Below are 21,283 nucleotides of genomic sequence, written 5' to 3'. Positions count from 1 at the left end.
CCCCCCCCCCTCCTCCCCCCCCCCCCCCCCCCCCCCCCCGGCCACCCACCCGTACGCCCTCAGAAGAACGTGCGGATGTAGTCGGTCACCGTGCCGTCGCCCGCGACCAGCGGGATCAGCGGCCACTTCTCGAAGATCGTGCACGGATGCGACATCCCGAGCCCCACCCAGTCCCCGACCTCCGGCACCCCCTCCCCCACGACGTCCCCCACAACAAAAGCGTGCTGGTCCGCCAGCCGCGCCACGCTCAGCCCGCCCCCGCCGCGCACCTCACCGTCCACGGTCCGCACGGCCTGCACCTCCGGCAGCCCCAGGTCGTACGCCACATCCCGCTTGCCCGCGTTCACCAGCGCGAGCCCCGGCTCAGGACGCGACACCACCTGCGCCCACAGCCGGAAACCGGGCAGCAGCGACCCCTCCTGCGGCACGCGGTTGAACGGCGTCACCTCCCGGTACCGCCCGTCGTCGTGACTGACGTACGCGCCCGACCGCAGCAGCTTCAGCACCGGCCGCGACAGCCCCGGCAGCCCCTCGAAGACCTCGGCCACCACGTCGAACCACGCGCTGCCGCCCGCGCTCACCACGATCTCCGGCACCCCGGCGAACCGCCCCGCCGCATCGAAGTCCGCCGCCAGCGCGCACAGCCCCGCCAGCCACGCCCGCACCGACGCCGCGTCCGCGCCCGGCACCTCGCCCTCGTACCCGGCCACGCCGACCAGCCGCAGCGTCCCCGTACGGGCCACCGCGTCCGCCACCACCGCCGCCTCCGCCGCGTCCCGTACGCCGGTGCGCCCGCCGGGCACGCCCAGCTCGACCACCACCTCCACCGGCCGCCCGGCCCCCGCGTCCCGCAGCGCGCGGTCCATCAGCTCCACGCCCCGCGCCGAGTCCACGTAGCAGACGCAGCGGAACACGGGGTCGTCGTCCTGCTCGGCGGCGAGCCAGGCCAGCGCGGCCGGGTCCACCACCTCGTTGGCCAGGAACAGGCGCGGCACCCCGTACGCGCGCGCCACCCGCGCCTGGTGCGGGACGGCGACGGTGATGCCCCACGCGCCGTGGTCGAGCTGCCGCTGGAAGAGCTGCGGCGCCATGGACGTCTTGCCGTGCGGCGCGAACGCCAGGCCGTGCCGCCCCGCGAAGCGCTCCATCGACGTCAGGTTGTGCCGCACCGCCTCGGCGGACAGCGTCAGGACGGGTGTGGTGAAGCCGCCCGTCCACAGGTCGCGCCGCTCCGCCGCCAGGTCGCGGACGGTCCTGCCGGCCGCGTCCGGGGGCAGTCCCTTGAAGCGGTGGTCGAGGATCTCGTCGGCGAGCGTGTCGAGCGGGATGGTCATGGCGACTCCGATGGCCTGTGGGGGCGGACAGGGTATGTGTCGCGGTGCCGTGCGCGGCTGGGAGCGTAGCGTCCCGCGCGTCCCGGCCGGGAGGGCGTCACCACCCGCGTGGGGGAAAACACACGGCGGGTCGCGTTACACGGCCGTAAGGTTGCGGGCATGACGCAGGTGCTCCAGTCGGCCAAGCTCGCCAACGTCTGCTACGAGATCCGCGGGCCGGTTCTCGACGAGGCGCAGCGCCTGGAGGCGGCGGGCCACCGCATCCTGAAGCTCAACACGGGCAACCCGGCGGCGTTCGGTTTCGACTGCCCCCCGGAGATCCTGGAGGACATCCTCCGCAACGTCGCGACGGCCCACGGCTACGGCGACGCGAAGGGCCTCCTGTCCGCCCGGCGTGCGGTGATGCAGCACTACCAGACGCGCGGCGTGCCTCTGTCGGTCGAGGACATCTACCTCGGCAACGGCGTCTCCGAGCTGATCCAGATGGCCATGCAGGCGCTGCTGGACGACGGCGACGAGGTGCTCGTGCCCGCGCCCGACTACCCGCTGTGGACGGCCTCGGTGTCGCTGGCCGGGGGCACGGCGGTGCACTACCGGTGCGACGAGCAGGCCGACTGGATGCCGGACATCGCCGACATCGAGCGGAAGATCACCGACCGCACCAAGGCCCTGGTGATCATCAATCCGAACAATCCGACCGGCGCCGTATACGACGAGGACATGCTGCGGCAGCTCGCGGACGTCGCGCGCCGCCACCGCCTGGTGCTCTGCTCGGACGAGATCTACGACCGCATCCTCTACGACGGCGCCACCCACACCTCGACGGCGGCGCTCGCGCCCGACGTGCTGACGCTCACGTTCAACGGTCTGTCGAAGAACTACCGGGTGGCCGGTTTCCGCTGCGGCTGGCTCGCGGTCTGCGGCCCGAAGGACCACGCGCGCAACTATGTGGAGGGCCTCACGATCCTCGCCAACATGCGGCTGTGCGCCAACATGCCGGCGCAGCACGCGGTGGCGGCGGCGCTGTTCGGCCGCCAGTCGATCGAGCAGCTGGTGCTGCCGGGCGGGCGGATGCTGGAGCAGCGGGACGCGGCGTACGAGATGCTGACGAAGATCCCGGGCGTCACGTGCGTGAAGCCGCGCGGCGCGCTGTACGCGTTCCCCCGGCTCGATCCGGCGGTGTACCCGATCAAGGACGACCGGCAGATGGTGCTCGATCTGCTCCGGGCGGAGAAGATCATGATCGTGCACGGTACGGGCTTCAACTGGCCGGAACCCGATCATTTCCGCATTGTCACCCTGCCCTCGGCGGCGGAGCTGACGGACGCCGTCGAGCGCATCGGCTCGTTCCTGGACGGCTACGCCCAGTACTGACCGCCCCTGACTGCTTGTGAGCGCACCGGAACGTACGACGGCCCCCGCACGCCGTTGTGCGGGGGCCGTCTCGTGCCGCGCGGAGGTCAGCCGAGACGTTCCGCCTGCGCGCGGTACTCCTCCCACAGCCCCTCGGGCGTGTGGCTGCCGAACGTCTTCAGGTGGTCGGGGACCAGCGCCGTCTCCTGCCGCCAGATCTCCGGGTCCACCTCCAGCAGGAAGTCGAGCTGCTGCTGCGTGAGCCCGAGGCCCTCGGTGTCCAGCGCGCCGGGCGCGGGCAGCACGCCGATCGGCGTCTCGACGCCCTCGGCCCGCCCGTCGAGCCGCTCCACGATCCACTGGAGGACGCGGATGTTCTCACCGAAGCCGGGCCAGACGAAGGAGCCCTCGGCGTCCTTCTTGAACCAGTTGACGTAGTAGATCTTCGGCAGCTTCTCCGGGTCGGCCGCGCGCTCGCCGACCTTCAGCCAGTGGCCGAAGTAGTCGCCCATGTTGTAGCCGCAGAACGGCAGCATGGCGAACGGGTCGCGGCGCAGCTCGCCGACCGTGCCCTCGGCGGCGGCGGTCTTCTCGGAGGCGACGTTGGCGCCGAGGAAGACGCCGTGGCGCCAGGAGAACGACTCGGTGACCAGCGGCACGGCCGTGGCCCGCCGCCCGCCGAAGAGGATCGCCGAGATCGGCACGCCCGCCGGGTCCTCCCACTCGGGCGCGATCGTCGGGCACTGGGCGGCCGGGACGGTGAACCGCGCGTTGGGGTGCGCGGCCGGGGTGCCTGACCCGGGCGTCCAGTCGTCGCCGCGCCAGTCGGTGAGGTGCGCGGGCGGGGTGTCCGTCATGCCCTCCCACCAGACGTCGCCGTCGTCGGTGAGGGCGACGTTGGTGAAGACGGAGTTGCCCCACAGCGTGGCGATGGCGTTGGCGTTCGTGGCCTCGCCGGTGCCGGGCGCGACGCCGAAGAAGCCGGCCTCGGGGTTGATCGCGTACAGCCGGCCGTCCTCGCCGAACCGCATCCACGCGATGTCGTCGCCGATCGTCTCGACCTTCCAGCCGGGCAGCGTCGGTCGCAGCATGGCGAGGTTGGTCTTGCCGCAGGCGGACGGGAACGCGGCGGCGACGTACGTCGGCTTCTCGCCGCCGGGCGGGGTCAGCTTGAGGATGAGCATGTGCTCGGCGAGCCAGCCCTCGTCCCTGGCCATCACGGACGCGATGCGCAGGGCGTAGCACTTCTTGCCGAGCAGGGCGTTGCCGCCGTAGCCCGAGCCGTAGGACCAGATCTCGCGGGACTCGGGGAAGTGGGAGATGTACTTCACCTGGTTGCACGGCCAGGGGACGTCGGTCTCCCCGGGGGCGAGGGGCGCGCCGACCGAGTGCACGGCCCGGACGAACGCGCCGTCGTCCCCCAGTTCGCGGAGCACGTCGGCGCCCATGCGGGTCATGGTCCGCATGGCGACGGCGACGTACGCCGAGTCGGTGATCTCCACGCCGAGCGCGGACAGCGGCGAGCCGAGCGGGCCCATGCAGAACGGGACCACGTACATCGTCCGGCCGCGCATCGAGCCGCGGAAGAGGCCCGCACGCCCGGCGAAGATGTCCCGCATCTCCGCGGGCGCCATCCAGTTGTTGGTCGGGCCCGCGTCCTCCTCGCGCTCGGAGCAGATGTAGGTGCGGTCCTCGACACGGGCGACGTCGGTGGGGTCCGAGGCGGCGTAGTACGAGTTCGGCCGCTTCTCCTGGTCGAGGCGGGTGAAGGTGCCGCGCTCGACGAGGAGGGCGCACAGGCGGTCGTACTCCTCCTGCGAGCCGTCGCACCAGACGATCTCGTCGGGCTCGGTGAGGGCGGCTATGTCCGCCACCCAGGCGAGCAGGTCGCGGTGGCGGGTCGGGGCGTGGGCGGCGACGGGAGCTGCTGGAGTCAGCGTCACGTTCGATCCTGACAGTTGAGGGTTTTCTTCTGCGAATCGCACACAATGCACGGGTGCTCATCGGATGAGCGTCCCCGCTCATCTGATAGTGCCTGCTTCTCTCGTCTGTGTCCAGAGCGGCTCATGTGAGCGGCGCTTGAAGAGACGTGCGAGGCCAGTACCATCTGCGGCATGACCTCGCTCGCCAAGCCCCTGCTCCGTGGCTGGCTGCACGCCGGCATGTTCCCCGCCGCCCTGATAGCGGGCGTCTTCCTCACCGCCCTCGCGGAGACACCGCGCGCCCGCCTGGCCTGCGCGGTCTACACCCTGACCGCCTGCCTGCTGTTCGGCATCAGCGCCCTGTACCACCGGGGCGATTGGAGTCCGCGCGTCGCCGGGCTGCTGCGCAGGCTGGACCACGCGAACATCTTCCTGATCATCGCGGGCACCTACACGCCGTTCACCATCCTGCTGCTGGACGGCGCACGGGAGCAGATCCTGTTGTGGGGGATCTGGGCGGGCGCCCTCGCGGGGATCGCGTTCCGCGTGTTCTGGGTCGGCGCGCCGCGCTGGCTGTACACGCCCTGCTACATCGCGCTCGGCTGGGCGGCGCTGTTCGTCCTGCCGGACTTCCTGGAGACGGGCGGCGGCGCGGTGCTGACGCTGGTGCTGGTCGGCGGGCTGCTCTACAGCGCGGGCGGGATCGTGTACGGGCTGCGGCGGCCGGACCCGTGGCCGCGCTGGTTCGGCTTCCACGAGGTGTTCCACCTCTTCACGCTGGCCGCGTTCATCGTGCACTACATCGGCGTGTCACTGGTGGCCTACCAGCACGGCTGACCGCCGGGCCCCGTCCCGTTCAGGTGTCGCGGCCCAGCTGTCCCGCGAGGGCGGCCGGGTCCGACGTCGGCAGTTCGCAGACGAAACCGCGGCACACGTACGCCGTCGCCCGGCCGTCGCGCGCGGTGCGGCCGTCGAGGAGCGGCGCCGCGTTCTCCTGCTCCCCCTGGCCGCCGAGCGCCACGACCGCGCCGGGCGCCGTCGCCCGCAGCGCCGCCAGGTGCAGCAGCGCCGTCGCCGGGTCGCCCGGCGGGCCGACGACCGCCACCTGCCGCGGCCCGTCGAGCGCCGCCTCGGCGACGGCGAGCCCCCAGCCGATGAACCGGGGCGCCCGGCCCGCCAGCGGCGTGACGATCCCGAGCGCCGTCTCCGCCGCCGCGCGGTGCCGGTCGCTGCCGGTCAGCGCGGCGTACGACAGCAGCGCCCCGGCGGCGGCCGTCCAGCCGGACGGGGTGGCCCCGTCGGACGGGTCCTGTGGGCGGCTGATCAGGCGCTCCCCGTCGTCGGGGGTGTCGAAGAGCGCGCCGTCCGGGCCGCGGAAACGTGTCAGCACCGTCTCCAGGAGCGCCCCCGCGCGGGCCAGCCACACGGGGTCGCCCGTCACGCCGTGCAGCGCGAGGAAGCCCTCGGCGGCGTCCCCGTAGTCCTCCAGCACGCCCCGGCTCGTCCCGGCGCCGCCGTCGCGCGACGTACGGACCAGGCGGCCCGCGCCGTCCATGTGCAGCTCGGCGAGCAGCACGGCCGCCTCGGTGGCCGCGTGGACGAGGTCGGGCCGGTCGAAGCAGGCGCCGGCCTCGGCGAGCGCGGCGACGGCCAGGCCGTTCCACGCGGTGACCACCTTGTCGTCGCGCTCGGGGCGCGGCCGCAGGGCGCGGGCGGCGAGCAGCCGGCCGCGCAGGTCGTCGGGCGGCGCGGCGGCGGGGTGCGGCAGCCGCAGCACGGGCGCGTCGCCGGTGAGGCCGAACGCGGCGGCGGCCCGTACGGCATCACCCTCGCCCAGCGCCTCGGCGAGCTGCGCGCGGGTCCACGTGTAGAACGCGCCCTCCTCGTGGCCGCCGCCGGGCAGCTCGCTGTCGGCGTCGAGCGCGGAGGCGAAGCCGCCCTGCGGGGTGCGCAGTTCGCGGACCATGAAGTCGGCCGTCTCCAGCGCGATCCGACGGGCCCACGCCGCACCGGTCGCACGCCACAGGTGGGTGTACACCCGCGCGAGCAGCGCGTTGTCATACAGCATCTTCTCGAAGTGCGGCGTCACCCACTCGGCATCCACCGCATACCGGGCAAACCCTCCACCGAGCTGGTCATAGATCCCGCCGCGCGCCATGGCATCACACGTCCGCTCGACCATGTGCAGCGCCTCGGCCGAGCCGGTGGTGGCGTGGTGCCGCAGCAGGAACTCCAGCGTCATCGCCGGTGGGAACTTGGGCGCGCCGCCGAACCCACCGCGTTCCGCGTCGAACTGCTCCGCCAGCTCCCGTACCGCCGCCGCCAGCTCCTCCGCACCGGGCGGACGCGGCGCGTCGTACTCACGCTCGGCGCCCGCCAGATCGGCGGCGATCCTGGCCGCGACACCGTCCACCTCACCACGCCGCTCGCTCCACGCCGCGTGGACACCTTCGAGCACCTGCCGGAACGACGGCAGCCCGTGCGCGGGCCGCGGCGGCAGGTAGGTCCCGAACCAGAACGGCTCCCCCTCGGCCGTCATGAACACGGTCATCGGCCACCCGCCCTGCCCCGTCGCGGCCTGGACCGCCGTCATATAGACGGCATCCACATCAGGCCGCTCCTCACGGTCCACCTTGACAGCGACAAACCGCTCATTGAGATACGCCGCGACCCCGGCGTCCTCAAAACTCTCCCGCGCCATGACATGACACCAGTGACACGAGGCATACCCGACCGACAGCAGAACAGGCACATCACGCCGCTTGGCCTCGGCGAACGCCTCGTCCCCCCAGGGCCACCACTCCACGGGATGGGAGGCATGCTGGAGAAGATAAGGCGACCGGGAGCTGGCCAGTCGATTCATACCGCCACTCTCCCACAATGCATCGAGCAGGCTGCGCCGCAGACCCCATAGCGTGGCAACCCATGGCAGGACGAACGGCCTTTCCACATGTCTCAGGCAATGGCCGCGATGTCTCCGTCATCGAAGTAGATCGCCTGGTGCAGGCGTCCGCCCAGGGCCACGGCGAATCGGGCAAGGACGTCCTGACCGGAGATGTGGCCCTTCTCGATCTGCGACACACGTCCCTTGGTGACACCCATACGGTCGGCCACTTCCTGCTGGGTCAGTCCTCGGGCACGCCGTAGTTCGGACAGACGACGGCCGGTCATCTCCGCGAGAAGTTCCTCCTTACCGGTTCGCACGGCCTCCTCACCTCCGGCACGTGCGACGTGCTCGGCGCGGATGTCCTGCCAGCGCGTGTAACCGCTCATGGTCCTTCTCCTTCTTCCTGAGCTCGTTCCTTCACGTAGGTCTCGTAACGCGCTTCCGCCAGGGGGATGGCCTCCCGGTACCACTCGTTCCATCGCCCGGATTTGTCCCCTGCGACCAGCAGAATGCTGGTCCGCCAGGGATCGAAGGCGAAAAGAATACGCACCGTGCCGGGACGCAACTCCTTCAAGTTCGCCAATGCCGAGCCACGAATGGTGTCCACCAAAGGACGGCCCAGCCCCGACCCCCCTCCGCCAGGGCGTCCAGCGCCTGGACGACCCGAGCATGCGCCTGGTCGTCGAGCCCTTCGATCCAGCCACGCACCTCATCGACCAGGAAAATCTCCCACTGACCGTCCACACGGGCGAGTATAGCGAACGCTAAACTCTTGCAGGGTGGCCGACGCCGGGCCGGCGGGCCTTGGAGCCGCTGCCGTGTGCCGCGTGTCCCGTGGCGTCATCGTCGCTGCTCTGTCGAGGCGAGAACCCTGTCCACCAGGTCTTCGATGAAGTCGCGTGTCGCCGGTGCGCCCTGGAGGGCCACGCGGACGAGTACGCCGCCGGCCAGCAGGGCCACGCAGGGGGCGACCGCTTCTTCCGGCAGGTGGGAGCCGAGGATCGCCTCCAGGGAGTGCGCTCCCTCGGCGTAGAGCTGCTGGCGCATCTCGTCCACGGCCGGGTCGGTCCCGGCGCGTTCGAAGACGCCGCCGAGCACGCGGGTCAGGTGGCCCTCGGAGAGGTCGCCGGCGAAGTCGAGCAGGCCGCGGATCAGGTCCGCGCGCAGGTCGCCGGTCGGCTGCGGGTGCTCGGTCGTACCGCAGATCCGGCCGACCGAGGCGCGGACGAGGTCCAGGCGGGTCGGCCAGTGCAGCCGATGATGGCCTGGGTGGACAGCACGCCCATGCCGGTCGTCAGGGCCATCGGAGCGGTGGAGGTCCTCGATGCCGCCGGGCTGATCCTGCCCCCGGTGACCGGGATCGCGACCGGGCTCGCGCTGGTCGCGGCCATCGGCTTCGTGGTGTTGCAGATCCTGGCGACCGGGGTGCACCTCCGCCGGGGAGACCGTCGGATCGCGCTCAATCTCGCACTCATCGCCGCCTCGGCCGCCACCACCTGGCTGGCGACGACCTGGCTGTAGCGGCGTCGGCACCTCGCCTCCGCCGCACGACCGGGAGGAGCAGGTCATGTGCGGGTGTGTGTGGCGGCTGGTTGACGCTGCCAGTGGTACGCCGGTGAAGAAGGCTGTGGCGGCGAGGATCGCGCCCTCGGTGGGGGCGGACTCGATGATCGCGGCGGTCGCGACGAGGGCGGCCGGCAGGACCGGGTACGGGGTGCCGGAGGAGGCGAGGAGCCAGGAGCGTGCTCGCGGAGGAGGGCGGGGGCGGCGCCGCGACGGCGAGTTGGTGACGGTCGAGCGGTGCGGCCGCAGCCGGTTCTGCCGGCTCTCGGGACCGGACGCCCTCGCGCTGATCGCGCCTCCGCTGCCGATCACGTCCCTGAGGGAGCGCAGCCGGACCAGCGCCCTGCACCGGTCGCGGACGTGCTGCAACCACCTGGCCGGGCAACTCGGCGTCGCGCTGATGCGTGCCCTGCCCGAACGCCGGCTGCTGGTCGGGGGCGACGGTGCTGCGGACGACCACCATGACCGTCCGGCAGATCGCGCGGCTCTGCGAGTTCGAGGCCGTCAGATCGCGTCAGGACTGGCCGACGGCCTCGCTTACGCCGAGATCGCCCGCGCCCTCGACCGCCCCACCTCGACGGTCACGCGCGAGGTGATGCGCAACGGCGGCCCCACCGCCTACCGCGCCGAACTGGCCCACCGCGCCACCGAACGCCGCGCCCGCCGCCGCAGGCAGCCCGCCCCCCAGGGCCCCGAGGCGCCCGCCCGGACCCACGGGCGCGACCCGGACGCGGTGGCGGAGTACGAGGAGACGTTCACCACCGTCCTGATGGCCACCGGCGTGCCCAAGATGGGCGCCAAGGTGCTGACCTGCCTCTACACGACCGACGAGGGCAGCCTCACCGCCGCCGAACTCGTCCGCCACCTCCAGGTCAGCCCCGCGTCCGTCTTCAAGGCCATCGCCTACCTGGAGGCCCAGGGCCTGGTCCGCCGCGAGCGCGACGAACGCCGCCGCGACCGGTACATCTCCGACAACGACGTCTGGTTCCAGGCCATGCTCGACAGCGCGAGGTCGAACGCCCGGCTCGTCGAGACCGCGCGGCAGGGCGTCGCCGTCCTCGGCCCGGGGACCCCGGCCGCCGTCCGGCTGGAGAACATGGCCCGCTTCCTCGACTTCGTCGGCGAGAGCATCGCCCGCGCCGCCGAGCAGGCCCGCGAGGTCCTCCACACCGGACCGGGGACGGACACGGACGCGGACGCGGACCCCGCCGTCTAGGTGTTCTGTCCCGTGAGGTCGTGTCGTCCGGATCGTGGCGGATCGGTCCGCGTCGTCGGACGCCGTGCGTCGCGAGGCACCGGATCGCCACGCGTACCGGGCGTACCCGGGCGATGCGGCAACGCGGCGAGGCGCGGTGACCGGCGGCGCGCGCCAGGCAAGACCCGAACGACACGGGTCAGAACACCTAGCCGGCCCGGCCGGTGTGGAGGTCGCCCTGCTGGACGGCGTAGACCGTGCCGGAGTCGCGCGCCGTGTTGTGCTGCTCCAGCGTGGACGCCGCCCGCCCGTCGCCCGCCGGCGCGGCTCCGACGTCGGCGGTCAGCCGGGCGAGCGCCGTGCGGCAGGCGGGCTCGCGCAGCAGCAGCGCGGCGAGTTCGACGGTCCATACGCCCGCCAGGGCCCGCCGGGCGTCGTCCGGGACCGTCGCGTCCCGCACCGTGGCCGCGTCCTCCTCCAGGCGGGCCGCGACGGCGTCGCCGCGCTCGGGGTCGCCCCGGCGGAAGAGCCGGAGGACGGCCTCCCTTGTGCCGTGCCACAGGTCGGTGCCCATCGTCGTCACCACGGCCAGGGCCCCCGCCTCGGCCAGCAGCGTCAGTTCGTCGGTCACGGGACTCCCCCTCAGCCTTTCTGCCCGATGTTCATGGTGCCGTTCTGCACCGCGTAGACGGCGCCGTGGCCCGACGCCTTGTTGATCATGCGCGGCGCGCCCGCCGCCCCGCCCTCCCCCGCCCGCACCGGCTCCGGAGACGGCTCCGCCGCGTACGCGGGCGCCTCGTACGCGGGCACGTGCAGCCACGCGTCCGCGCTGAACTCCTTCTCCCGCACGGCCACCCGCCGGAACGCCCCCGGGTCGATCCCCGGCCGCCCCTGGTGCACCGTGTCCTCGTGGAAGTGGCGCGAGACGAGCAGCGCCGCCGTCGCCCCTGGCTCGCGTTCCAGCGCGGCGTGCGCCGGGACCGAGTCGAGCAGCCTGGCGAGGACTTCGAGCGGCCGGCCGACGACCGTGCCGTCCGGCCCGACGTACACGTCCCCGGCGTGCAGGGCGATCCGGACGCGGACCTGGGTGAGCGGCCCGGCGAGCCGGTTGTGCGCCCGCAGCCGCGCGGTGAGTTCGTGGACCAGCGGGTGGAGCAGGCGCGTCTTGGGCGTCCCGGCGGGCGCGGCGACCCGTACGCCGTCGCCGAGGTCGTGCCGCAGGCAGGCCCCCCAGTCGATCCCGCTGCGGGCGAACGCCTCGCGCAGGGCCGTCCCCAGCGCGTCGCGGATCTGCCGGAGCGCCACGTCGCCGCGGCCCGCGGAGCCCGCGATGTCCACCGCGAGCAACGCCCGGTATTCCGGCACGTCTTCCATACGGCCCCTCCTCGTCGTGCGCCCGTCGTGCGCGTGCTCCCACCCTGCCCCGATTGAACGGGCGGCATCCCGTCGCAATACTGGATCGGCCCGATGTGGCACGGCGGGAGGCAGGAGGCGGGGACGCATGGACGGCACGACGCCAGGCCGCGGCCGGTCCTGGCCGCCGTCGAGCCTGCTCGGCTCGCTCGCCGGGCCGGCCCGCGACCGGCTCCTCGCGCTCGGCGCGCGCACGCGGTACGAGGCGGGCCGTGTGCTGATGCGCGAGGGGGAACGGACCACGTTCGTCCTCGTCCTCCTCACGGGCGTGGTGAAGGCGACCGGGCTGACGCCGGACGGCCGGGACGCGCTGCTGGCCGTGCGCATGGGCGGCGACCTGGTCGGGGAGCTGGCGGCGGCGGACGGCGGGCCCAGGTCGGCGACGGTCACGGCGTGCGGGCCTGTGGTCGCGCGGGTCGTCAGCCAGGAGGAGTTCCTCGGCTGCACGCGCCGCGACCCGGGCATCGCGCAGGCGGTGAACGCGTCGGTCGTCTCGAAGCTGCGCGTCGCGAACGCCCGCCGCGTCGACTTCACCGGCTGCGACGCCGCGACCCGGCTGGCCCGCGTCCTGCACCAGATCGTGCTGACCCACGGCGAACGGTCGGGCGCGGGCGCGGTGATCCGCTGGCCCCTCACCCAGCCGGAGCTGGCGACCCTCTCGGGCACCGCCGAGCCGACCGTGCAGAAGGTGCTGCGCGGGCTCCGCGAGTCGGGGGTGATCTCCACCGGCTACCGGACCGTGCGGGTGGAGGACCTCGCCCGCCTGAACGCCATCGCCTTCGGCCCGCGGCCCTGACCGTGTGTAAAGCAAATGCGCGGAAACAGTCGTACGACGGTTTTCCGGCGCACGTCGGCCGCTAGCGTGCCAGGCGGAGTCAACGGGTGAGGGAAGTGGGGAGGGCCATGGCAGAGACGGACGGCAACGACGGGGACACGCCGGAAGGCGGCGGCAGCGACCACCGCGTGCACGTCGGCGGCGACGCGACGGGGACGTTCATCGCGGGGAACCACAACGTGGTGATCGACGCGCACGGTTCGACGGTGAACGTCCTCCCGCCCCAGCGGCGGCCGACGCCCGTGCGGCGCGGCCGCGTCGCGCTCCTCCCCCGGCGGCAGCGCGAACCGGTCGGCCGCGGAGCTGACTTGGCGGGACTGCGGCACGCCCTGCTCGCGCACGGGCTCGTGCAGGTGTGGGGCCCGCCAGGCGTCGGCAAGAGCACCCTGCTGCGGCACGCGGCCCACCACCTCGAACCCGGCCCGGACGGCGTGCTGTTCCTCGACGCGGCCCACCGGGAGCCGGGGGATCTGGCCCAGGAGGTCTTCGAAGCCTGTTACGACGCGCCGGGTTACGCGCCGACCGGGCCCGAACTGCGGCGCCTGATGGCCGGGATACGGGTCACCGTCTATGTGGACGGCGGGGACGGCGGGGACCCCGCCCCGGAGGGCCTGCGGCTGCTCGCGGACGCCGCGCCCGACGCGACGTTCGTCTTCGCGTCCCAGGAGCGCTCGTTACCCGGCGAGAGCGGTCACCTGGAGCTGCGCGGTCTCGACTCGGCGTCCGGACTCCGCCTGCTGGAGCGGGAGTTGGAGCAGCCGCTCCCCGAGGGCGAACGGGCGGCGGCCGACGAGCTGTGCGCGCTGTCCCTCGGGCGGCCCCTGTTCCTGCTGCGCGCGGCGGGCCTCGCCGCGCCCGACGCGTCCGGCGGGGTCACGCTGCCGCGCCCCGCCGCGGTCACGGGCCTGCTGCCGCTGCTGCTCGACCGGCTCGACGCGGCGTCCGTCCGCACCCTGCGGCTGTTCGCGACGCTGAACGGCGCCGGGCTGGACCCGGTGCACGTCGGCGCGCTGTGCGGCGTTCCGGGCGCGGAGCAGGTGTGCGTCCGGCTGGCACGGCTCGGCCTGCTGGCGGCGGCGGAACGCGGCTACCGGAGCGCCGCCGACGTCGTGCCCGAGATCCTGCGCCGGTCCCCGGAGGCGTACCCCGCCGACCGGCTGTGCGACCACTTCGCCCGCTGGGCGGAACTGCCGACGACCACACCGGCCCAGGTCGCGGACCACGGGCGTGCGCTGGAGCTGGCCGCCGCGCTGGCGGAGCGGCAGGGGCGCCCCGACCTGGCCGTACGGCTGGCGCGTGCGGTGTCCCCTTACCTGGCGCAGTCGCTGCGCTTCGGCGTCTGGGGGCGGCTGCTCGACCAGGGGCACGACGCCGCGCGGCGGGCGGGCGACACGGCGGCCACGGCGTACTTCACCCACGAGAAGGCCATCCGCTGCCTCCTCATCGGGCGGCGCGTGGTGGCGGCGGCGCTGCTGGCCGAGGCGGTGGTGCTGTGGCGGCAGCTCGGCGACGACGCGGGCGTGCGGGCGGCGCTCGACGCGCAGCAGTACACGCCGCCGCCCGTCCAGCCCGACCCCGGCACGGCGACGTGGACCGACCCCGGGACGACCGCGCCACCACCCCAACCCGACCCGGGCACCACCACGTGGACCGACCCGGGAACCACCGCACCACCACCCCAACCCGACCCGGGCACGGCGACCTGGAGCGCCCCCGACCCCTCCACGGCGTCGGCGGTCAACCCCGGGCCGCCGCCCGGCGCGGACGCGTGGGCCGCCCCGCCCTTCCCCGCCGATCCGGCGACACCGGCGGCCACCGCCGCCCACTCCTCCGCCACGGCGTCGGCAGGGGGTGCCGCCACGGGGGGCGGCACCGCCGCCGGGACGGGCGCGGTGGGGACGGGCGCCATGGGAGCGGGCCTGGTCGCCACCGTGATCGGCGCGATCGCGGCGATCGTCATCGGCGTGGGCCTCTACCAGCAGGCGCAGGACGACGGATCGTCCGGCGGCCCGGCCTCGTCGGCGTCCGGCGAACTGGCCGGGGTCTGGCAGGACGGGATGGGCAACGTCTTCCGGATCGCCGAGGCGGGGGACGGCGCGTACCGGTTCAACGTGCAGGGCACCTGCGGCGATTCGAGCGTCGTGGAGATCACCGGCGGCTCCGGCAGCTACCGGGGCACGATGCCGGTGTGGGACGACACGACCTGCGGTACGACCCTGGGGGAGGCCGACATGACGATCTCGCTCGCCGCCGACGGCGCGAGCGCCGACGTCCTGACCACCGAACGGTCCGACGGGTCGTGGGAGTGCTTCAGCTGCGGAAGCGACACCTGGACCCGCCTGTCCTGATCCGACCGGACCAGACCAGGCCCGCCAGCGAAGGGAGAACCCACCATGCCGCCTTCCCAGGGCGACCGGTTCACGATCAGCATCGGCGGTGACGCCAACGGCCCGGTGGTGGCCGGTCACCGCAACACGGTCGGCGCGCGTCCGTCCACCGGGCCCGCCGAGCCCGGCGCCGAGGCGCCGGGCCCCGCGCAGACGAACACCGCGCGCGACCACGCCACCGCGTACACCGTCATGGAGGGCGAGCTGCACGTCCACCACGACGCCCCGGCCCCGCCGTCCGCGGAAGGCTGAGACCCCCCGCGGACGGCGCACGGCCGTCACAGGGCTCCTGGTACGGGGCTGTGGGGGCCGGTCCGTGACCGGCGGGCCGCCACGTGGCGGCGAAGGGGGACGGTGGCCCGGTGGTGTGTGTCCCGCGTGCCGGGGGCGTTCGCTCCGCCGCCCGCTCCGGCGCGCCGCCGGGCCCGTACCGTCGTCGTCCCGCCCGCGTCGGGGCAGGGACGGGGGTGGGTCAGGCGGCCTGGTAGGGCTTCGCCGCGAGGACCTTCACATGGGCGGTGCGGCCGTTGGGGAGCGTGTACTCCGCGTCGTCGCCGACCTGCTTGCCGAGCACCCCGGCGCCGAGCGGCGACTGCGGGGAGTACGTCTCGATGTCCGAGGTGGCGAACTCGCGCGAGGCGAGGAGGAACGCCATCGTGTCGTCCTCGTCGCCGTCGAACGCGATGGTCACGACCATGCCGGGGGCGACGACGCCGGTGTCCGCCGGGGCGGCGCCGACCTGCGCGGTCTCCAGGAGCTGGGTCAGCTGGCGCACGCGCGCCTCCATCTTCCCCTGCTCCTCCTTGGCGGCGTGGTAGCCGGCGTTCTCCTTCAGGTCGCCCTCCTCGCGGGCGGCCTCGATCTTCTTGGCGATGTCGATGCGCGCGGGACCCGACAGGTGATCCAGCTCTGCCTTCAGCTGGTCGTACGCCTCCTGGGTCAGCCAGGTGACAGTGTCGCTGGTCTGGGTCACAGGTGCTCCTCGGGTACGTGATGGGGGATGGAACGGGGAACATAAAAACGAAGCCCGTCCCGGATGGCTACGCTCCTGGGCGGGCGAAACAACGATCGAACTGTTGACTCTAACAACGACGATCGGTGTGCGGAAGGATTACCCTCCGCTGCCGCGCGCGAAACCGCCACCGGTTTTCACCGGGGCGGCGCGCCGGCCGCGCGGCCGGGCCGGTGGTCATCGTCCGCCGTCCGCCTCGGAACAGCTCAGCAGCTCGGCGGAGGTGGCCCGTCCCGTGGTGCGCAGCGTCACGGTGCGGTGGACGCTGTCCGTGTCGTCGTCGAAGCGGAAGTCGGCCCGTCCCACCTCAAGACCGTCCTCGGCCTGCGCGCGGACGGTGCACACGCCGTCGGTGTCCGACGGCTTGCGGACCTGGAGGTTGACGTCGATCTCCGCGTCGGAGACGACGTCGAAACCGGTCAGCTCGCCGGTGACCGGCTGCCCCGAGATGTACGACCAGCCCGCCCAGCCGACGAACGCGAGCAGCACGGCGAGCAGGACGAGACCGGTCGCCCTGAGGCGCCGGTCGGTGCGGGCGTCGGCCGAGGGGTCGCGGCCGTACCGGCCCTCGGGGAGCCCTGCGCGCGCTTCAGCCATGTCGTACGTTCCTCGCCGGACGGACGCGGGTGGGACGGGTGCCGGGCGGGCCGCGGGAAACCCCTGGGGACACCCGGAATAGCCGGCCCGGTCCATCAGTCACTATAGAAGGCGCAGTCGGAACGAGATGACGAGGACCGAGCTGGTGACAGAGAAGCTGCGGCTCATGGCCGTGCACGCCCATCCCGACGACGAGTCGAGCAAGGGCGCCGCCACGATGGCGCGCTACGCCGCCGAGGGCGTGGAGGTGATGGTCGCCACCTGCACCGGCGGGGAGCGCGGCTCGATCCTGAACCCGAAGCTCCAGGGCGACCCGTACATCGAGGAGCACATCCACGAGGTCCGCGCCAAGGAGATGGCGGAGGCCCGGGAGATCCTGGGCGTCCGGCAGGAGTGGCTCGGTTTCGTGGACTCCGGGCTGCCGGAGGGCGACCCGCTGCCGCCGCTGCCGGAGGGCTGTTTCGCGCTGACGGACCTCGACGTGGCGACCGAGCGGCTGGTGCGGCTGGTGCGCGCGTTCCGTCCGCAGGTGATCCTCACCTACGACGAGAACGGCGGCTATCCCCACCCGGACCACATCATGACCCACAAGGTCTCGATGGCCGCTTTCGAGGCCGCCGGGGACCCGGGGCGGTTCCCGGACGCGGGTGAGCCGTGGCAGCCGCTGAAGCTGTACTACCACCAGGGCTTCAACCGGCAGCGGACCGTCGTGCTGCACGAGGCGCTGCTGGCGCGCGGCCTGGAGTCGCCGTACGCCGAGTGGCTGGAGCGCTGGGACAAGTCGGACATGCCGGAGCGGACGCTGACGACGCGCGTGCCGTGCGCGGAGTACTTCCCCGTACGGGACAAGGCGCTGATCGCGCACGCGACGCAGATCGACCCGGACGGCGGCTGGTTCCGGGTGCCGATGGAGATCCAGCAGGAGATCTGGCCGACCGAGGACTACGAGCTGGCCGTCTCCCGTGTCGATACATCCCTACCCGAGTCGGACCTCTTCGCGGGTATCCGACAGAATTGACGTCATGGACGATGTGAGTGCGTGGCTGCCCCTCGCTTCGAAGGACCTGAACGAGTACACGGTGACGCCCGGCGTGCTGGGCTTCATCGTGTTCGCCGTGCTGGGTGTGGGCGTGTGGATCCTGCTGAAGTCCATGAGCAGGCATCTGGGCCGGATCAGCGTGCCGGAGGACGAGCCGGAGCGCGGCGCGCTGGACGGCGAGCCGGCCGGTACGGGGTCGCGCGCGTCCTGAGGGCGCGGACGGCGGCCTGACCGGCGGTCACCCGCGGTCACCCGTGGTCACCGGATGAACACTTCTCGTCTTCGGATGTCCGGGATCTGGCGTGCGGCGGCCGGTGGCCGCCGCCGTCACTCCCCGACGCCGAAGACGTCACGCGCGGCGCGGCCCGGCACCATGCCCAGGCGCCATGCCGTCCATCCCTCCTCCGGGCCCTGGCCGCGCTCCAGCAGCACGGCGTAGCTGCGCGCCGCGTCGGCGAGGCGCGGGTCGCGCAGCGGGTGGTCGTCGGCGAGCAGGTCGGCCAGCTCCTGTTCGGCGACGGCCTGGCCCACGACCGAGCCGCCGGGTGACGCGAGCGGCAGCAGCGTGACGCGCAGGAAGCGCGCCCAGTCGGCGCCGCGCCGGTCGGGGAGCCCTTCGCCGTAGCCCTCGGTGAAGGCGGCGAGCGCCTCGTCGGCGAGGCCGAGCGCCTGGCCGTACCGCTCGTTGCCCGCGTCGACGACGGCCAGTTCGAGCCGGGACCAGGCGGCGCCGTGGGGGACGCCCGCCCGTTCGAAGTCGCGGCACGCGTCGGTGAGGAGCTGCCGGGCGAAGCCGCTGTTGCGCAGGGAACCGGTGGCGGCGGCGCGCATGTCGCGCGTCACGCGCGCCGAGTGGTGGCGGGCGCAGGCGAGGCCGTAGATGTCCCGCATGCGGCTGAACATGCCGCGCGCGCTCTCCAGCGCCCTGACCGCCCCGGCGGGGTCGCCGGACTCCTCCAGGGCGTGGCCCAGGGCGTAGAGCGTCCACGCCTCGCCGCGCGCGTCCTCCGTCTCCCGGTGCCGCGCCAGCGCCTCGCGCAGCTGCTCCCCGGCCGCCGCCGGGTCACCGGCGTGGACGCGGGCGAGGCCCAGCTCGGTGCGCGCCCAGGCGACGCCGCGGACGTCGCGGGAGCGGTCGTACAGGTCGAGCGCGAGGCGCAGCTCCCGCTCGGCGGCGGGGACGTCGCCGCCGTGCAGCAGCGTCTGGCCGAGTCCGAAGCGGGTCCACGCCTCGCCGTGGACGCTGCCGCTGCCCTGGTGGAGGTGAAGGGCCTCGGAGAGCATCGTGCGGGCGGTGCGGAGGCGGCCGCGTTCGCGTTCCGCGGCGGCGAGGGCGTGGAGGGTCCAGGCCCGGTCGCCCGGGAGGGAGTCGGCGGGCTGGAGGGCGAGGGCTTCGCGGAGCTTCTCGCCCGCCTCGTCCAGGCGGCCCTGGTGCTGGAGCGTGATGCCGAGGTCACGCAGGGCGCGGGCGGTGCCCGCGTCGTGGTGGTCCCGCTGGTAGGAGGAGACGACGGAGCTGAGCGTCGAGTTGGCGCGGTCGAGCTCGCCGAGCTGGCGGGCGGCGACGCCGGTGCGCCACTGGACGGAACGGGTCAGCAGGCCCTGGCCGAGCGCCTGCGCCAGCTCGTTCAGCTCGCCGAGGCGGTAGAGGTCGCCGCGCAGCAGGCAGTGGTCGCACAGGGCGCCGAGGAGGTGCTGGACGGCGTCGCGGTCCACGCGGGGGTCGGCGTGCCTGAGGGTGGCGGTGATGAAGCTGGTCTCCTCGTCGAGCCAGCGCAGCGCGGAGTCGAGGGAGCCGAAGCCGTGGCCGCCGGCGGCGGCGGGGAGGGTGTCGGCGCGGGTGGAGGTCTTGCCGTCCACGAGGCGGAGCACGGTGTCCGCCAGCTCGGCGTAGCTGCGGATCAGGCGTTCCTGGGCGGCGGAGCGGTCCTCGTCGGTCTCCTCGGCGTGCAGGCGGGCGCGGGCGAAGCGGCGGACGAGGTCGTGCAGCCGGTAGCGGTCGCCGCGTACGCCGTGCAGCAGGCCCGCGCGGGTGAGGGCGGCGAGGCCCTGGGCGCCCTCCTGCTCGGTGACGTCGAGCAGGGCGGCGGCGGCGCGCGCGCCGAGGCTGGCGCGGCCGACGAGGGCGAGGCGGCGCAGGAGGCGGCGGGCGTCCTCGGGCTGCTGGGCGTAGCGCAGGAGGAGGGCCCGTTCGGCGGGGTCGGTGCCCGCGGGGTCGGTGCCTGTGGTGGCGGCGAGGTCGTCGGCGAGCCGGCCGGGCGGGAGGTGGTCGAGCGCGCCGCCGAGGAGGCGCAGCAGGAGGGGGCGGCCCTCGGCCAGCTCGGTGAGGCGGCGCCAGCCGTCCTCGTCGTAGGGGGCGGCGGCGCTGGTGCCGGTCTCGGTGACGGAGGCGCGCAGCAGTTCCTCGGCGGCGGCGGTGTCGAGGGGGCCCAGCTCCAGGTGGTGGACGGTCGCGGGGAGGCCGGCGGGCAGCGCGAGGGGTTCGGCCGCGGTGACGAGGACGAGGGAGTCGGAGCGCTCGGGGACGAGGGTGGCGACCTGCTCGGGGTCGGTCGCGTCGTCCAGGATGACGACGACGGGCAGGCCGGTGAGGTGCTGGTGGTAGCGCTCGGCGAGGCGGCGCAGCCTGCCGGGGTCCTCGCTCGGGCCCGCGTTCTCCCTGCCCCGCTGTCCGCCGCTCTCGCGGAAGAGCAGCTGGTCGCGGGGGGCGCCGAGGCGGTTCATCAGGTGCAGCAGCGCGTCGCGGGTGGGGAGGGGGTCCTCGCTCTGGCCGCGCAGGTCCACGAGGCAGGCGCCGCGGAAGAGTTCGCGCGTCTCGTGGGCGGCCCAGCGGGCGAGCATGGTGCGGCCCGATCCGGCGGGGCCGTGCAGGACGACGACGGTGGGGCGGGTGTCGGTGCCCGCGCGGTCGCGGCCGACCCACTGGACGATGCGGGTGAGCTGCGCGCGGCGGCCGATGAACGGGTCGCCCCGGTCCGGGAGGCGGTCGAACGAGCGGGCGAGGACGGCGCGGGTGCGTGCGGCGCCGCCGCGGTCCCTGGTCCGGTGGGGCGCGAGGCGGCGCTGCGGGCGGGCGCCGGGGTCGCCGGTGGCGGCGGGCGGTGCCCCGGCGGGCTCGGGCGCGTCCTGCTCGCCGGACGCACCGGCGGTGGCGAGCGGTTCGCGGCGCGGCGCGACGGCGCGCTGCTGTTCGAGGAACGGGCGCAGGCCGCGGACCTCCACGGCGTTGCGCCACGCGAGGCGGAGCTGCTCGACGCCGCCCGGCTGGTTGCGGCTGCCCGCGCTGCGTTCGGCCGTCCACAGGTGGGCGACGACGGCCTGGAGCGAGAAGCCCGCGAAGGCGGCGGCGATGACGATGACGGCGTCGGCGAACGCGGTGGCGGGCGAGTCGATGCCCCCGACGAGCAGGAGGGCGGCGAGGCCGGAGGCCAGGGCCCCGGCGGCGGTGCCGCCGAGCGCGCGGGCGCCGAAGCGTTCGCCGAGCCGGGTGGGCGCGCTCTCGGCCTCGGCGCGCGCGTAGGCGGCGTACTCCTCCTCGGCGGGGCGGACGATCTCCGGCAGCGCCGAGCGGACGCGGTCGAGCAGCCGGGCACCGTCCACCCGGCCGTCGGAGCGGCGGACCTCCGCCTCGACGGCGCGCGCCAGCATGCCGTCGAGGTCGGCCAGGTGCCGTTCGTGTGGCAGTCGCTCTTGGTACAGATGTGTGCGGACCGGCATCGCATTCCCCCTCGGTCACTTTTCCGGCC

At 73.9% G+C, this 21,283-nt stretch carries 19 protein-coding genes and 1 pseudogene; 9 read left to right on the top strand and 11 right to left on the bottom strand.

Translation table 11 applies throughout. The features are described 5' to 3' along the window. Nucleotides 1-59: 59 nt before the first annotated feature. Nucleotides 60-1,334, bottom strand: a complete 1,275-nt coding sequence (locus tag ACL02R_RS23245) for an alanine racemase (RefSeq protein ID WP_412798912.1) — start codon at nt 1,332-1,334, stop codon at nt 60-62. Between the two features lie 159 nt (nt 1,335-1,493). On the opposite strand from ACL02R_RS23245, the gene ACL02R_RS23240 reads away from it, so the two are divergent. Next, entirely contained in the window at nt 1,494-2,708 is a 1,215-nt protein-coding gene (locus tag ACL02R_RS23240; RefSeq protein WP_412798911.1) for a pyridoxal phosphate-dependent aminotransferase, read from the top strand. A gap of 86 nt (nt 2,709-2,794) precedes the next feature. On the opposite strand, the gene ACL02R_RS23235 is transcribed toward ACL02R_RS23240, so the two are convergent. Further along, on the bottom strand, nt 2,795-4,630 hold the full coding sequence (locus tag ACL02R_RS23235) for a phosphoenolpyruvate carboxykinase (GTP) (RefSeq protein ID WP_412798910.1): 1,836 nt from the start codon (nt 4,628-4,630) through the stop codon (nt 2,795-2,797). Between the two features lie 171 nt (nt 4,631-4,801). Between ACL02R_RS23235 and trhA the strand changes: the two genes are divergently transcribed. Beyond that, complete coding sequence (gene trhA, locus ACL02R_RS23230) at nt 4,802-5,446, top strand: PAQR family membrane homeostasis protein TrhA (RefSeq protein WP_412798909.1); 645 nt, start codon at nt 4,802-4,804, stop codon at nt 5,444-5,446. A 19-nt stretch (nt 5,447-5,465) separates the two neighbouring features. Here trhA and ACL02R_RS23225 read toward each other — a convergent pair whose 3' ends face one another. The 4 genes and pseudogenes from ACL02R_RS23225 to ACL02R_RS23210 all read right to left on the bottom strand — a co-directional run bounded on the left by ACL02R_RS23225 (nt 5,466) and on the right by ACL02R_RS23210 (nt 8,702). After that, nucleotides 5,466-7,472, bottom strand: coding sequence for a thioredoxin domain-containing protein (locus ACL02R_RS23225; protein ID WP_412798908.1), 2,007 nt, complete (start codon nt 7,470-7,472; stop codon nt 5,466-5,468). 92 nt (nt 7,473-7,564) lie between these two features. Further along, nucleotides 7,565-7,882: a helix-turn-helix domain-containing protein gene (locus tag ACL02R_RS23220; RefSeq protein WP_412798907.1), complete on the bottom strand. Its 318-nt coding sequence runs from the start codon at nt 7,880-7,882 to the stop codon at nt 7,565-7,567. Beyond that, nucleotides 7,879-8,240: pseudogene (locus ACL02R_RS23215) on the bottom strand (type II toxin-antitoxin system RelE/ParE family toxin). Before ACL02R_RS23215 ends, ACL02R_RS23220 begins: the two are co-directional and overlap by 4 nt. A gap of 96 nt (nt 8,241-8,336) precedes the next feature. After that, nucleotides 8,337-8,702 carry a TetR-like C-terminal domain-containing protein gene (locus tag ACL02R_RS23210; RefSeq protein ID WP_412798917.1) on the bottom strand — a complete coding sequence of 122 codons (366 nt, stop codon included), beginning with the start codon at nt 8,700-8,702 and terminating at the stop codon, nt 8,337-8,339. Between ACL02R_RS23210 and ACL02R_RS23205 the strand changes: the two genes are divergently transcribed. Continuing rightward, the gene (locus ACL02R_RS23205) at nt 8,676-9,017 is read left to right on the top strand and encodes a DoxX family protein (protein ID WP_412798916.1); all 342 of its coding nucleotides are present in this window, start codon (nt 8,676-8,678) and stop codon (nt 9,015-9,017) included. The two genes, ACL02R_RS23210 and ACL02R_RS23205, sit on opposite strands and share 27 nt — an antisense overlap. Nucleotides 9,018-9,546: 529 nt before the next feature. Next, complete coding sequence (locus ACL02R_RS23200; RefSeq protein WP_412798915.1) at nt 9,547-10,275, top strand: MarR family transcriptional regulator; 729 nt, start codon at nt 9,547-9,549, stop codon at nt 10,273-10,275. Nucleotides 10,276-10,462: 187 nt separating this feature from the next. Here ACL02R_RS23200 and ACL02R_RS23195 read toward each other — a convergent pair whose 3' ends face one another. Then, complete coding sequence (locus ACL02R_RS23195) at nt 10,463-10,885, bottom strand: hypothetical protein (protein WP_412798906.1); 423 nt, start codon at nt 10,883-10,885, stop codon at nt 10,463-10,465. Nucleotides 10,886-10,896: 11 nt separating this feature from the next. Beyond that, complete coding sequence (locus ACL02R_RS23190) at nt 10,897-11,628, bottom strand: hypothetical protein (protein WP_412798905.1); 732 nt, start codon at nt 11,626-11,628, stop codon at nt 10,897-10,899. A 127-nt stretch (nt 11,629-11,755) separates the two neighbouring features. On the opposite strand from ACL02R_RS23190, the gene ACL02R_RS23185 reads away from it, so the two are divergent. From ACL02R_RS23185 to ACL02R_RS23175, 3 genes are all read left to right on the top strand, one after another. After that, complete coding sequence (locus tag ACL02R_RS23185) at nt 11,756-12,463, top strand: Crp/Fnr family transcriptional regulator (RefSeq protein WP_412798904.1); 708 nt, start codon at nt 11,756-11,758, stop codon at nt 12,461-12,463. A 107-nt stretch (nt 12,464-12,570) separates the two neighbouring features. Further along, nucleotides 12,571-14,850 carry an ATP-binding protein gene (locus ACL02R_RS23180; protein ID WP_412798903.1) on the top strand — a complete coding sequence of 760 codons (2,280 nt, stop codon included), beginning with the start codon at nt 12,571-12,573 and terminating at the stop codon, nt 14,848-14,850. Nucleotides 14,851-14,895: 45 nt separating this feature from the next. Beyond that, nucleotides 14,896-15,141: a hypothetical protein gene (locus ACL02R_RS23175; protein ID WP_412798902.1), complete on the top strand. Its 246-nt coding sequence runs from the start codon at nt 14,896-14,898 to the stop codon at nt 15,139-15,141. A 220-nt stretch (nt 15,142-15,361) separates the two neighbouring features. Here ACL02R_RS23175 and greA read toward each other — a convergent pair whose 3' ends face one another. Together greA and ACL02R_RS23165 are read right to left on the bottom strand one after the other, a co-directional pair. Beyond that, nucleotides 15,362-15,862, bottom strand: coding sequence for a transcription elongation factor GreA (greA, locus tag ACL02R_RS23170; protein WP_412798901.1), 501 nt, complete (start codon nt 15,860-15,862; stop codon nt 15,362-15,364). 216 nt (nt 15,863-16,078) lie between these two features. Further along, on the bottom strand, nt 16,079-16,498 hold the full coding sequence (locus ACL02R_RS23165; RefSeq protein WP_412798900.1) for a DUF4307 domain-containing protein: 420 nt from the start codon (nt 16,496-16,498) through the stop codon (nt 16,079-16,081). A 145-nt stretch (nt 16,499-16,643) separates the two neighbouring features. Between ACL02R_RS23165 and mca the strand changes: the two genes are divergently transcribed. Further along, the gene (mca, locus tag ACL02R_RS23160; RefSeq protein WP_362966253.1) at nt 16,644-17,516 is read left to right on the top strand and encodes a mycothiol conjugate amidase Mca; all 873 of its coding nucleotides are present in this window, start codon (nt 16,644-16,646) and stop codon (nt 17,514-17,516) included. Nucleotides 17,517-17,520: 4 nt separating this feature from the next. Beyond that, nucleotides 17,521-17,748, top strand: a complete 228-nt coding sequence (locus ACL02R_RS23155) for a hypothetical protein (RefSeq protein ID WP_412798899.1) — start codon at nt 17,521-17,523, stop codon at nt 17,746-17,748. A 116-nt stretch (nt 17,749-17,864) separates the two neighbouring features. Here the strand turns inward: ACL02R_RS23155 and ACL02R_RS23150 are convergent, their stop codons facing one another. Continuing rightward, nucleotides 17,865-21,254 (bottom strand): tetratricopeptide repeat protein, encoded by a 3,390-nt coding sequence (locus ACL02R_RS23150; protein ID WP_412798898.1) that lies wholly within the window; start codon nt 21,252-21,254, stop codon nt 17,865-17,867. Between the last annotated feature and the right edge of the window lie 29 nt (nt 21,255-21,283).

The organism is Streptomyces sp. MS19 (assembly GCF_047200595.1).
Taxonomy (GTDB): domain Bacteria; phylum Actinomycetota; class Actinomycetes; order Streptomycetales; family Streptomycetaceae; genus Streptomyces.
Note: the sequence above shows the minus strand (reverse complement) of the source record. Positions and strands in the feature narration are given on the sequence as shown.